Source organism: Clostridium fessum (assembly GCF_003024715.1).
Classification (GTDB): domain Bacteria; phylum Bacillota; class Clostridia; order Lachnospirales; family Lachnospiraceae; genus Otoolea; species Otoolea fessa.
The window spans coordinates 1-12,560 of the sequence record NZ_PYLO01000005.1 but is presented as its reverse complement, the minus strand read 5'-3'; the positions used below and the strand labels follow the sequence as shown (position 1 = coordinate 12,560).

Genomic DNA, 12,560 nt, shown 5'->3' with positions numbered 1-12,560 from the left:
GAAAATGTGTCGGTGACGCCTTCAAATGGCTGCGAAAGAGACTATTTTCCATACCCTGAAAAAAGAAAGCGAGGTAAATTAGCCATGTACGACAGATATGTAAGCCCTCTTTCCGAGCGCTATGCAAGCAAGGAGATGCAGTATATTTTCTCCCCGGACAAGAAATTCCGCACCTGGAGAAGACTCTGGATTGCGCTGGCAGAGACGGAGAAGGAGCTTGGCCTTCCGATCACGCAGGAGCAGATCGATGAATTGAAAGCACATAAGGATGAAATCAATTTTGATGTTGCTAAAGAGCGTGAGAAACTGGTGCGCCACGATGTTATGTCCCATGTGTATGCGTACGGCGTACAGTGCCCGACAGCAAAAGGAATCATCCATCTGGGTGCAACTTCCTGCTACGTAGGAGACAACACCGATATCATCATTATGACAGAAGCCCTGAAGCTGGTACGTAAGAAACTGATCAGTGTTCTGGATGAGCTGGCTAAATTTGCTGATAAATATAAAGCACAGCCGACCCTGGCATTTACCCATTTCCAGCCGGCACAGCCGACCACCGTCGGCAAGCGTGCAACTCTGTGGATGATGGAGCTCAAGCAGGATCTGGATGATCTGGATTATGTGCTTGGATCCTTACGTCTCCTTGGCTCCAAGGGAACAACCGGTACACAGGCAAGCTTCCTGGAGCTCTTTGATGGGGATCATGCAAAGTGCCGCAAGGTAGATCAGATGATCGCGGAGAAGATGGGCTTTGATGGCTGCTATCCGGTATCCGGACAGACCTATTCCCGTAAGCAGGATACACGTGTATTAAATGTTCTTGCCGGTATTGCACAGAGTGCCCATAAATTCTCCAACGATATCCGTCTTCTTCAGCATCTGAAAGAAGTAGAAGAGCCTTTCGAGAAGAATCAGATCGGTTCCTCCGCTATGGCATATAAGAGAAATCCTATGAGAAGCGAGCGTATGGCTTCCCTGGCTAACTATGTGATGGCAGACGTGATGAACCCGATGCTGGTTGCATCTACCCAGTGGTTTGAGCGTACATTGGATGATTCTGCGAACAAGCGTCTGAGTGTTCCGGAAGGCTTCCTTGCAATTGATGGTATTCTGGATCTGTACCTGAATGTCGTTGACGGTCTGGTTGTATATCCGAAGGTTATCGAGAAACACATGATGGCAGAGCTTCCGTTCATGGCAACCGAGAATATCATGATGGATGCAGTAAAGGCAGGCGGTGACCGTCAGGAACTGCATGAGAAGATCCGTACTCTGTCGATGGAAGCTGGAAAGAATGTGAAAGAGAAAGGTCTGGATAACAACCTTCTCGAGCTGATTGCAGCGGATCCGGCGTTCAATCTGTCCTTAGATGACCTGAAAGCAGCGATGAAACCGGAGCGCTACACCGGTCGTGCAAAAGAGCAGGTAGATGAGTTCTTGGCGGAGGTAATCCAGCCGATTCTGGATGCAAATAAAGAAGATCTGGGCGTGAAAGCAGAGATTAATGTCTAAACAGGATTTACATGGAAGTGTGAATCTGGAGTATTACCGGGTATTTTGCAGCGTGTGCGAATGCGGCGGCATCACGGCGGCCGCAGAGGCACTCTGCATTTCCCAGCCGGCGGTCAGCCAGGCGGTCCGACAACTGGAGACCGCGCTTGGCTGCCGCCTTTTTTTGCGGACATCGCGCGGCGTGAAGCTGACGAGCGAGGGAGAATTGCTTCTGTCGTATGTCAGACGGGGAATTGATGCGATACAGGACGGGGAGACGATGCTGCGGCGCATGAAGGACCTGGAAACGGGCGAGATCCGCATTGGCGCGAGCGATATGACACTTCAGTTTTATCTGCTTCCATATCTGGAACAATTTCATGAGCAGTATCCGAATATCAAGGTGACGGTTTCAAACGGCCCGACGCCCGAGACCCTTGAAGCACTCTATCAGGGACACATTGATTTCGGTATTGTCAGCACACCTTTTGAAACCAAGCAGGCGGTAAAGAGTCTTCCGGTTCAGGAGATCCGCAATGTGTTTATAGCCGGACCCAAATACGCAGCCCAGTTAAAGGGCAGAAAACTTTCATATAAAGAGCTGTTGAACTGCCCCTGCATCTTCCTGGAGCGCAATACCAGTACGCGCCGCTTTATGGATGAGTTTCTGGCAAAGCGCGGGGTTCGGCTGGAGCCGGAGTTTGAACTGGCCACCAGTGAGATGATTGTCCAGTTTGTTAAGCGGAATCTGGGAATCGGCTGTCTGATGTCGGATTTTGCATCGGAGGCTCTTGGAAATGGGGATGTTTTTGCGTTGGAATTTGACGAAGAGATGCCATCCCGTGAGTTTTGTCTGGTGGCAGCTGAGAAAGCCTGGATGTCCCCGGCGGCTGCGAAGCTTTTTAAGCAGCTGGCGAAGGTAACCACATGAGAAAAATAGGAGCTGCAAAGTAGCGGTTTTTCAAATCACATTGCCTGGCATATGTGTGAGCATCAATAGTATAAGTGTTAATTATGTAGCTTATAAATAATATTGATTTTACTTATATAGAAAAGTTGTGTATGATTATACAGTAAGAGGGCATGATCGTTTTTCGATCATGCCGAAAAGTATTTATATTCTTCTGAGGGAGGAAAATTCATGGTACGAGCAATAGTAGGAGCTAACTGGGGAGACGAAGGCAAGGGTAAGATTACCGATATGCTTGCTAAGGAATCCGACATCATTATCCGTTTTCAGGGAGGAAGCAACGCAGGTCATACGATTATCAATAATTATGGCCGTTTCGCACTTCACCTTCTGCCGTCCGGTGTATTTTACGGACACACAACCAGCATCATCGGCAATGGTGTGGCATTAAACATCCCGTTTCTGGTAAAAGAGCTGGAAAGCCTGGTATCTCAGGGTGTTCCGATGCCACATATTCTGGTATCGGATCGCGCACAGATCCTGATGCCGTACCATGTTCTGTTTGATACGTATGAGGAAGAGCGTCTGGGCGGCAAGTCCTTCGGTTCTACCAAGTCCGGTATCGCGCCGTTCTACTCTGACAAATACGCGAAGATCGGTTTCCAGGTCAGCGAACTGTTCGAGGACGAGGCAGCTCTGAAAGATAAAGTACAGCGTGTCTGCGAGACAAAGAATGTCCTGTTAGAGCATCTGTACCACAAACCGCTGCTGAACCCGGATGAGGTTCTGGCAGAGCTGATGGAATACAAGAAGATGGTAGAACCGTATGTATGCGATGTATCTGCATATCTGCATGACGCGATCAAAGAGGGCAAAAACATCCTTCTTGAGGGTCAGTTAGGTTCCCTGAAAGACCCGGATCACGGTATTTACCCGATGGTTACTTCTTCTTCGACTCTGGCAGCTTACGGCGCTATCGGCGCAGGCATTCCGCCGTATGAGATCAAAGAGATCACAACCGTTGTAAAGGCATACTCCAGTGCAGTCGGCGCAGGCGCATTTGTCAGCGAGATCTTTGGTGATGAGGCAGACGAACTTCGTCGCCGCGGTGGTGATAAGGGCGAGTTCGGCGCAACCACCGGACGTCCGAGACGTGTGGGCTGGTTCGACGCAGTAGCAAGCCGTTACGGCTGCCGTATTCAGGGTGCAACCGAAGTGGCTCTGACCGTTCTGGATGTTCTGGGATATCTGGACGAGATCCCGATCTGCGTTGGCTACGAGATCGACGGCGAAGTTGTCAAAGACTTCCCGGTAACCTACAAGCTGGAGAAAGCAAAACCGGTTCTGAAGACACTTCCGGGCTGGAAATGTGATATCCGCGGAATCAAGAAATACGAAGATCTCCCGGCAGAGTGCCGCAACTACATCGAGACGATCGAGGCAGAGCTTGGCGTACCGGTAACCATGGTATCCAATGGTCCGGGACGTGATGAGATCATTATGAGAAAGTAACTTTATAGAATCAATTTCAGCGGCGGTCCTGCATGATGAGTGCAGGCCGCCGCTATTTTTGTGTAATAGGAAATTCCTTGGAATTCTCTATTACACAAAAAGGCACATTCTTTTTCAAGTTTATTCTGAAATCAGCCAGTCAATTAAATTTTTAGGACAATAAGCGGGAATCCTCGGCAATTTAATTACCGAGATGAAAGCGCAGGAGTGTGCATATCTGCACAATGCAAATAGTATAATAATTCTCATCCTTTGATGGTAATGCCGTAACCGGCATACAATAAAAACGAAAATATGTTCGAATAATAATTGCGTATTACACTTCAATATGATATACTATATGTATGAAAGAAAATCTGATACATTATAGGACTTGCGTGTGTAATATTAACTACCATATGGTTTGGTCGGTGAAATACAGACGGAAGATATTAACCCCAGAAGTTGAGAAATACCTACAGGAACTCGTGCAGCAGATAGCTGACGATAAAGGTTTTACCGTTCATTTATTTGAATGTGGTGAAGGTGATCATGTTCACTGTTTTGTATCAGCTCCACCAAAACTGTCAATAACAGCCATTATCAAGTATCTGAAGGGGATTACAGGCAGGAAATTATTTGAACGTTTTCCGGAAATAAGAAACCAGTTGTGGAAGGGAGAACTGTGGAACCATTCCTATTATGTGGAAACGATCGGATACGTATCTGAGGAAAATATTCGCCGTTATATTGAACATCAGAGCAAGTCGTATTAATTCAATGTGAATTGTAAATATTCATATACATGGCTGTCTGAAGGGGGGAGGAGAATGCTGTTGTCGCACAGAACATCGGTTAATATCCGGCTGGAATATTCTAATATTATAGGGCATATGTGTTACGCTGCTTCCAAGCTCTGGAATGTCTGCAACTATGAACGCCGTCGATATAAAGAATTGGGGCTGGAGAAGTATCCTGACTGGTATTATCAGAAGAAAGCGCATAAAGGAGATCTGTGGTATAGACAGCTTCCATCCCAGACAGCGCAGGAGACCTGCAAGCAACTGGATAAAGCCTGGAAATCATTTTATGTTCTTAAAAAGACCGGTGGGATCAAAGATCCAAATCCACCGCGATTTAAACAGGACAATATACCGATCACTTACATGCAGATGGGAATCCGGCACGAGAAAGGCTCCGATCAATTGCGGCTGTCTCTGTCAAAGGATCTGAAAAGCTATATGGAAGAAACTTATGGGATTCATGAAAAATTTCTATATCTTGAAAATAAGATTTTCAGGAACATGGATCACATAAAGCAGCTGCGGATCTATCCACCGGAAGATGGAAAATGTGACCTTATCGTTATCTATGAGGTCAAAGAACCAGAACCGATTTCCCTGAATGGCCATTATTTATCAGTGGATCTTGGAATTCATAATCTGATGACCTGTTATGATTCCGGAAATGGAAGGAGTTTTATTCTAGGAAGAAAATATCTTTCGCTGGAAAGATACTTTCACAAAGAAATCAGCAGGGTTCAATCAATATGGTATGCACAGCAGGTGGAAAACGGCATAAAATATCCCCGATCATCGAAACATATCAAGAGGCTTTATCGGAAAAAACAGAACGCAGTAAAGGATTACCTTCATAAGGTTACCAGATGGCTTGCAGAATACTGTAAAAAAGAAAGGATAAGCTGTGTAATCATAGGAGATACCCGAAACATCCGTAAAGGAAAAGAAATAGGGCACAAGACAAACCAGAAGTTTCACGGACTGCCGTATAATAAACTCTACATCATGCTGGAGTATAAACTGAAACTGTATGGAATATCACTGACAAAACAGGAAGAAAGCTATACCAGCCAGTGCAGCCCGTTTTCACCAGAAATATCAAAAAGATATGCAGAAGCATCAAACCGAAAAGAGCGGGGCATGTATATAACGGATGGAGTAAGATATAATGCGGATGCAGTAGGAGCATTTAATATCCTGCGTAAAAATCTTTCCGTATCCGGAAAACAGAAAGAACTGTCCGTAACCGGACTAAAGAATCCAGAAATAATAAAAGTAGCTGTATAGCCGCAAGGCAAGCAGTAGTGGTGTCATGGACGCACCCTGAAAAAAGGCGGTATCCCGCCAGATTTCAGATGCTCTGGTAACTTAGTTGCCGAGTAGTTCACATTTTATGCCATCATAGGAAGAGTCCATTCCGGGATTCAGGGAAAGGACGATTTTTTTGTAATTGTCATTGATTTTTTGAAGAGGGAATAATTCACGTTTGCGGACGTCCTCGCTTGTCATTGATTCAGTGACTTGAATATAGATTTTATCGGTATATTCAAAATTCATTTCAAGAAGCTGATCATCCGTTATACCGTTTTCTTTCAGGTGGAGGGTCATCAATCTAAGAAGACTTGACTAGCCGCATCTACGGATGCCGGTGACAACTTTTACAGGTTCAGTATCCTGAAACGCTATAATTTTATTTAAGTATAAATCTCTTTTTTTGAGTTCGTGAATATCAATCATGTGCAGTTCCTCCTTATAATGTGAGTATAGCATAAATTTAAAAAAGATTAACAGGCACTCGCCCTATCTCTCCATAACTCTCCATAAGTGATACCCGTATTACCTTTTTAGGATTTCTACTTTCCCTAACTCGGTCTATCACACCATATCACGCCGTAAGTTTAGTATAACAATAGTATAAAGAAAAGCCTTGACTGGTTGTTGTTCCTGTCAAGGCTCTCTTTGTTTTCCCCATTTATTTTAATGTAAAGTTTTCTGATGGGAAGTATCGTCCACCTGCTTCATTTTCTTTTATGCTATCTTTGTCACATACGACCTTGCCAACATCTCCAAAATCAACTGTTATCGTGTTCCATTGACTGTCGTAACCAGTAAGTTCAAGTATAGCGTCTGTGATTGAACTTGTACGAGAGATTGCCAAGTCCTCTATTGTAAGAGGGCTGGGGTCTGCTTTACTCAAATCAACTGTTACACACAGATCTTTGTCTTTCAACGCAATATCTGTGATTGCTTCATTGTCGCTGTCAATAGCACCAGAAATAGCGGTTTTCACATCTTCAACGAATTTGTCAGATGTTGCTTGCTGTTCCGTTGAATTGATTGCGTCTTTTGTTTCGTCCTTAATGCTGTCATTCGTTCCTGAGTTTCCAAAGATAGCGGCCAGAATAACAACAATAATTACCCAAAACCACCATTTCTTGAAAATAGGTTTCTTTCCATTGCTTTTGGTTGATTTATCTTTCATAATGCCATACCTCCAAGTTTTGGTTGATAGTAGCATTATAGCAGAGTGTAACACAAAAGTACAGCATAATTTTAACTCACTATTGTGTCATAGTTTTGCACCTCTTGTCAATACTATAATGTAATCAAAACCAATGGAGGAATTGCATTATGGAGAAATTTATCGTAACACCAAAAGAAGATAAATCTGTCACCATGACGATACGCATAGATAGAGCCTTGCAAGAAGAATATAACGATTTAGCAGCTAAGACGAATCGTTCTCGTAATGAACTAATCAGCATGGCTTTGCAATATGCCCTTGACCACATGGAATTGAAAGATGAATGATGACTAAATGAGAGCCTTTGGATTTTGTCCTCTGGCTCTCAATTATTTATGCGTTCAATCGCAAGAACTCATTTACCTTTGTTGCAACTTCCTCTTGCTGTTCCTCAAAGCTGTGAGCGTAGATATTCATTGTGGTTGAACAAGTTGAATGAGAGATAATTGTCTAAAAATCCTTTATCTGCAATACTTTGTTGACCTTTTCTACCTTGCAAAAAGTAAAACTTAATGCTGTGTTTTTGCTATGTTGCTTGTGATGTCAGTATTACGCTTGCTGAACAAACAAGCACAATCTAAAAAAATAAAGTTTATGCACTGAAATGCAAATAAAAATCGACTTTTTTTGCATTTCATAAATAAGGTATGATTTGGTGTGAAGAAAGTTGGAGGGATGCCTTGGATAGAGTCTGTGAGAACCGTGTTTTTTATGGTATGATAGATAAAAAGAAATCGTTTTATAAATGAAAAGTGAGACAAACGGGAATCGCCAGAGAATGAGAAATGGAAACATATAGAGATTTACTATCGCAAATTCATACAAACTGTAAAAACATACCATTTCATAAGAAATTATCAGCCTACAACATTTTTGATGTATTAGAGATACAGAGCCGTGAAGTGATCATGTGCCGTTTTTTGACCGATCTGCTGAACCCGGAGGGAATGCATGGCTGCGGAATCCGGTTTCTGAAATCGTTTATCCGAGATGTGTTGAAAATGGATCCGGTAAGCGATACATTGCTATTGCATACGGAGGTAGTCAAAGAGTACCCGATTGATAAAGAGAGAAGAATTGATATTTTCATACGGAATGCGGAGTATCAGATTCCGATCGAGGTAAAAATCTATGCGGGGGAACAGGAAGGACAGTGTTCGGATTACTTTGAGATGGCACAAAATTCCCGATTGATATATCTAACCCGTTTTGGAACGCCGCCATCTGAGTACAGCCGGAAGAAGAAAGGCGGAGGAAATTTATTACCATTAGGGCAAATCCAGTGTATTTCATGGGCAGAAGATATCTATCGGTGGCTGGAAGGTGAATTGCAAAATTTAAAAGAGCCATTTCGGGCAGTGATGGAGCAATATTTGGATGCGGTACATAGCATAGCGGATGAAAGAGAGAAGAAAGTGGCAGATAAAGTGATTGAGGCATTGTACGAATCGCCGGAAAAATTTCTTGCCGGAATCGAGATTGAAAAATCGATGAAAAAGGCAAAGGTGCGGCTGATTCGCCAGGTGTTTGAAGAATTTCAGCAGCAGATGCAGCCAATTTTAGAAAAATATGGTTTGAAATTAGAAAAGGATAGTGGATATTATTCCTATCAGGATTTACAGCATGATAAATTTTATGATTGTTACAGCACCTATCCTGGATTGAATTATGTGGTAAAAAAGGCAAAATTTCAAAAAGCGGGTCTGGAACTCTGGTTTCGAATTGAAGTAGAGCACAATTTGTTTGCGGGATTCTGCCTGTTTGATAAAGAAGCCAGCTCCAAGGATGGCTTTTCGAAAGGCTATCAGGTAGATGATATAACCGACGGGCTTAAGCAGGAGGCATCCAGATATCTCAAAAAGGAAATAATTCTGCCGGAGGACTGGTGGTTTGCCTGGTGTTATCCGAACGGAAAACGCCACTGCGAAGAGGCAGAAGTGCCGGATTTTAAGCAGATGAATCCGTGTGCGGTTTCACTTGTGGATGAAACGGCGCGGAGGGAGTATGTGAAGCGGGCGTTGGCGGTGTTCGAGAGAGAGCTTTTGGGGTGGCTTTTGTAAAAGGATAAATTGTCGCTGAAACAGAACATCATACTGCACTATAAAAACATATTTACACAAATACAAACATTGCAAATAACAAATATATTTTACCTTGAAACCGAAAGCGAGGCGTTTCACCAAAATGACAAGAGAAGAATTATTTCAATGGGTAAAACAAGAATATGGCACGGAAGCGGAATATCCGTGGAAGGATTCGAACGCAGTGCTGCGTCGGGCGGATAATGATAAATGGTATGGCGTGATTTTGAGTGTTGCAGGGAGTAAGCTGGGGCTGGAGGATGATAATATCATAGATGTTATAAATCTAAAGAGTGATCCGATGCTGATAGGTTCTTTGCGGGGGCAGAAAGGATATTTTCCGGCATACCATATGAACAAGGAGAAGTGGATCAGTGTTTTGCTGGGGGATGCGGGGCTGGATGAGCCGATTAAAAATTTACTTGCGTTAAGCTATGAGCTGACAGCGCCAAAGAAAAAGAAGAATACTTCCAAATAGGGGGGATCTTATGTCAAACTTTGAATTTTTAAAGAATACAAAAGAATATGCATTATTTGCGCCAGCGGTGGTGGAAGCGAAGCGCACCAGCAAGGATCCGAATGTTGGTCGGAAACAGGTGACTGTTTAGAGCGGAAGTTTGGCCGCAGACCGATGATGTTTACGACGAATGGATTTGAAACGTATTTCTGGGATGACAAGACTTCTCCACAGCGTCCGGTCAGTGGCATTTTCAGTAAAGATGATTTGCAGAAGATGATGAACCGACGTTCGGAACATAAGGATTTAATGCAGATTCCGATTGATGATAAAATCACGGATCGTTATTATCAAAAAGAAGCGATCCGGGCGGTGTGCGAACAGATACAGCGCGGTTATCGGAAACATTTGCTTGTGATGGCAACCGGAACTGGTAAAACAAGAACGGCTTCCAGCTTGACGGATGTTTTGAGTCGTGGAAAATATGTGACGAATGTGCTTTTTTTGGCGGATCGGACTGCCTTGGTAAAACAGGCAAAGGATGATTTTAAGAATTATCTGCCGGATATGTCACTTTGCAATCTGTGTACCAATAAAGATGATCGGAATGCACGTATCGTATTTTCAACCTATCCGACGATGTTAAATGCGATTGATGATACGAAAAATAAGGATGGCATCCGCTTGTTTACACCGGCACATTTTGATTTGATTATTATTGACGAAAGCCACCGCAGTATTTTTAAGAAATACCGGGCGATTTTCGAGTATTTTGATGCAATCATGGTTGGTCTGACGGCTACGCCGAAAACGGATGTGGATCGGAATACGTATGATTTCTTTGAAATGGAACATGGTGTGCCGACGTATGCATACGATTATGAGACGGCTGTTTATCAGGATCATGTGCTGGTTCCATATTATAATTATGAGGTAAAGACGAAGTTTCTGGATGAAGGAATTACGTATGATGATTTATTCGATAAGGATAAGGAACGGTATGAGGACGATTTTGTGGAAGATGGTCAGATGCCAGAATTTATTCCTTCTGCGGCGATGAATAAGTTTATCTTTAATGAAGTGACGGTAGATATGGTGCTTCAGGATCTGATGGAACGTGGTATTCATGTGGCTGGCGGCGATCGGATTGGAAAGACAATCATCTTTGCACAGAATAAAAAGCATGCGGAGTTTATTCTGGAACGCTTCAACAAGCTATATCCCAATATTTATCCGGAAAAGAAGGGGATATTTGCACAGAGGGTAATTTGTGATGATGCATACGCCCAGACTGTAATTGATGACTTCAAGGTTGAAAATAAGCCTCCTTTTATTGCGGTATCGGTGGATATGATGGATACGGGGATTGATGTGCCGCAATGTGTAAATCTTGTATTTTTTAAGAAGGTACGTTCTAAGGCAAAATTCTGGCAGATGATTGGACGCGGCACTCGTTTGTGCAAGGGACTTACCTGCATGGATCCGATAGACGGGGAGTATACAGATAAAAGACGTTTCCTGATTTTTGATTATTGTGGGAATTTTGAATATTTTCGTGAACATATAGAAGGTTTTGTGTCGAAGGAGACGAAATCCTTAAGTGAAAATATTTTTGGAAAACAAATCCGGCTCATTTCTCTGCCGCAGGAAGCTTGCTATGCGGAAGGTACTTATGAAGAGTGGCGGAAGGAACTGATATCGGGATGCCATAATCAGCTTGTGGAGTTGGATCCGAAGCTGATTTCTGTAAAGCTTAAATTACAATATGTGGAGAAATTTAAACAAGAGACGGATTTTGACGTGATCAGTGAAGGGGATAAGGGAGAACTTTTACAGCATATTGCGCCGCTGGTGCATTTGAATGATGAAGATGAGCTGGCTAAACGGTTTGACAATTTTATGTATGGTCTGATGCTGGCTTCTATGGAACAGATGCCGTCTTTTAAGAGAGCGAAAAAGGTGCTTTGTGAGATTGCTGGTTTGCTGTCGCGCAAGATCAGTATTCCTCAGGTAAAAGAAAAACTTGATTTTATACAAGAAATTCAGACGGATGAATTTTGGAAGGTAAATGATGTTCTTCAATTTGAACGCGTCCGGCAGAAATTGCGGGAACTGATGAGGTTTTTGGATCAAGATCAGGGGGGCAGGACGATCACGACTCATTTGACAGATTCCATTATCGATCAGCAGGAGGGTGTCCAGTTAGATGCGGCATATGATTTTGAGGATTATCGGGAAAAGGTTAATCGATATATCGGGGAACATGGAAACACACTGGCGATTCATAAATTAACGCACAATATTAAGCTGACACAGGGAGATTATCAGGAGTTAGAGCGGATTCTCACGACGGAACTTGGCGGTAAGGAAGACTACCAGAGGGAGTTTGGAGATACACCATTTGGTCTGATGGTACACAAAATTGCCAAACTGGATCATGAGGCGGCGATGCAGGCATTTTCAGAGTTTATTAACGATCAGTCATTGAAAAACGGCACACCGCATTCTCGTTACTTTAGCCTGCAAATAAAAAGTCAAGACTTAATGGGGAAAAAAATATAAAATTTTACATGGTTAAAATTAGGCACTAAAATAAGACCACCACAAGCAGTGCTGGTCTGCAAATAAAAGTTTTGAATTAGCTTGACTCAGAAAGAATACAGAGATATTCCTTCACTCGTCCATAATAAATTCTGAGAAATTTATTAGCGCCTGCAGTCATGTAAACATAGTACGGTTTACCCTGGGCACGTTTTCTGTCCATGAATTGATATACAGGATCATCTTGCGGCATTGTTTTAAT

The 12,560-nt window shown here is 43.1% G+C and carries 10 protein-coding genes and 1 pseudogene; 9 read left to right on the top strand and 2 right to left on the bottom strand.

Annotation, left to right across the window (positions count from 1 at the left end; all coding sequences use genetic code 11):
• Positions 1-84: 84 nt before the first annotated feature.
• The 5 genes from purB to C7U56_RS12660 all read left to right on the top strand — a co-directional run bounded on the left by purB (position 85) and on the right by C7U56_RS12660 (position 5,982).
• Positions 85-1,515: an adenylosuccinate lyase gene (gene purB / locus C7U56_RS12680; protein WP_107001528.1), complete on the top strand. Its 1,431-nt coding sequence runs from the start codon at positions 85-87 to the stop codon at positions 1,513-1,515.
• Positions 1,508-2,425 (top strand): LysR family transcriptional regulator, encoded by a 918-nt coding sequence (locus tag C7U56_RS12675; RefSeq protein WP_107001527.1) that lies wholly within the window; start codon positions 1,508-1,510, stop codon positions 2,423-2,425. Before purB ends, C7U56_RS12675 begins: the two co-directional genes overlap by 8 nt.
• 210 nt (positions 2,426-2,635) lie before the next feature.
• Positions 2,636-3,916: an adenylosuccinate synthase gene (locus C7U56_RS12670; protein WP_107001526.1), complete on the top strand. Its 1,281-nt coding sequence runs from the start codon at positions 2,636-2,638 to the stop codon at positions 3,914-3,916.
• 344 nt (positions 3,917-4,260) lie between these two features.
• The gene (tnpA, locus tag C7U56_RS12665) at positions 4,261-4,671 is read left to right on the top strand and encodes an IS200/IS605 family transposase (RefSeq protein ID WP_420867026.1); all 411 of its coding nucleotides are present in this window, start codon (positions 4,261-4,263) and stop codon (positions 4,669-4,671) included.
• A 54-nt stretch (positions 4,672-4,725) separates the two neighbouring features.
• A complete protein-coding gene (locus C7U56_RS12660) occupies positions 4,726-5,982 on the top strand; it encodes an RNA-guided endonuclease InsQ/TnpB family protein (protein ID WP_338108870.1) in 1,257 nt (418 codons plus the stop codon).
• 685 nt (positions 5,983-6,667) lie between these two features.
• Here C7U56_RS12660 and C7U56_RS12650 read toward each other — a convergent pair.
• Entirely contained in the window at positions 6,668-7,177 is a 510-nt protein-coding gene (locus tag C7U56_RS12650; protein ID WP_107001524.1) for a hypothetical protein, read from the bottom strand.
• A 149-nt stretch (positions 7,178-7,326) separates the two neighbouring features.
• Between C7U56_RS12650 and C7U56_RS12645 the strand changes: the two genes are divergently transcribed.
• The 4 genes from C7U56_RS12645 (at position 7,327) to C7U56_RS12630 (ending at position 12,319) form a co-directional block, all read left to right on the top strand.
• A complete protein-coding gene (locus tag C7U56_RS12645) occupies positions 7,327-7,506 on the top strand; it encodes a hypothetical protein (protein WP_009532310.1) in 180 nt (59 codons plus the stop codon).
• 498 nt (positions 7,507-8,004) lie between these two features.
• Complete coding sequence (locus C7U56_RS12640; protein ID WP_107001523.1) at positions 8,005-9,279, top strand: PDDEXK-like family protein; 1,275 nt, start codon at positions 8,005-8,007, stop codon at positions 9,277-9,279.
• A 124-nt stretch (positions 9,280-9,403) separates the two neighbouring features.
• Entirely contained in the window at positions 9,404-9,778 is a 375-nt protein-coding gene (locus tag C7U56_RS12635; RefSeq protein ID WP_107001522.1) for an MmcQ/YjbR family DNA-binding protein, read from the top strand.
• A 153-nt stretch (positions 9,779-9,931) separates the two neighbouring features.
• Positions 9,932-12,319, top strand: a complete 2,388-nt coding sequence (locus C7U56_RS12630) for a type I restriction endonuclease subunit R (protein ID WP_338108869.1) — start codon at positions 9,932-9,934, stop codon at positions 12,317-12,319.
• Positions 12,320-12,395: 76 nt separating this feature from the next.
• Here the strand turns inward: C7U56_RS12630 and C7U56_RS16065 are convergent.
• A pseudogene (locus C7U56_RS16065) lies at positions 12,396-12,560 on the bottom strand (IS110 family RNA-guided transposase); the annotation flags it as partial.

What these genes read in the sequence shown, in the direction of transcription:
- purB (WP_107001528.1), top strand. Translation starts at nt 85, where the DNA reads ATGTACGACAGATATGTAAGCCCTCTTTCCGAGCGCTATGCAAGCAAG.
- C7U56_RS12675 (WP_107001527.1), top strand. Translation starts at nt 1,508, where the DNA reads ATGTCTAAACAGGATTTACATGGAAGTGTGAATCTGGAGTATTACCGG.
- C7U56_RS12670 (WP_107001526.1), top strand. Translation starts at nt 2,636, where the DNA reads ATGGTACGAGCAATAGTAGGAGCTAACTGGGGAGACGAAGGCAAGGGT.
- tnpA (WP_420867026.1), top strand. Translation starts at nt 4,261, where the DNA reads ATGAAAGAAAATCTGATACATTATAGGACTTGCGTGTGTAATATTAAC.
- C7U56_RS12660 (WP_338108870.1), top strand. Translation starts at nt 4,726, where the DNA reads ATGCTGTTGTCGCACAGAACATCGGTTAATATCCGGCTGGAATATTCT.
- C7U56_RS12650 (WP_107001524.1), bottom strand. Translation starts at nt 7,177, where the DNA reads ATGAAAGATAAATCAACCAAAAGCAATGGAAAGAAACCTATTTTCAAG.
- C7U56_RS12645 (WP_009532310.1), top strand. Translation starts at nt 7,327, where the DNA reads ATGGAGAAATTTATCGTAACACCAAAAGAAGATAAATCTGTCACCATG.
- C7U56_RS12640 (WP_107001523.1), top strand. Translation starts at nt 8,005, where the DNA reads ATGGAAACATATAGAGATTTACTATCGCAAATTCATACAAACTGTAAA.
- C7U56_RS12635 (WP_107001522.1), top strand. Translation starts at nt 9,404, where the DNA reads ATGACAAGAGAAGAATTATTTCAATGGGTAAAACAAGAATATGGCACG.
- C7U56_RS12630 (WP_338108869.1), top strand. Translation starts at nt 9,932, where the DNA reads ATGATGTTTACGACGAATGGATTTGAAACGTATTTCTGGGATGACAAG.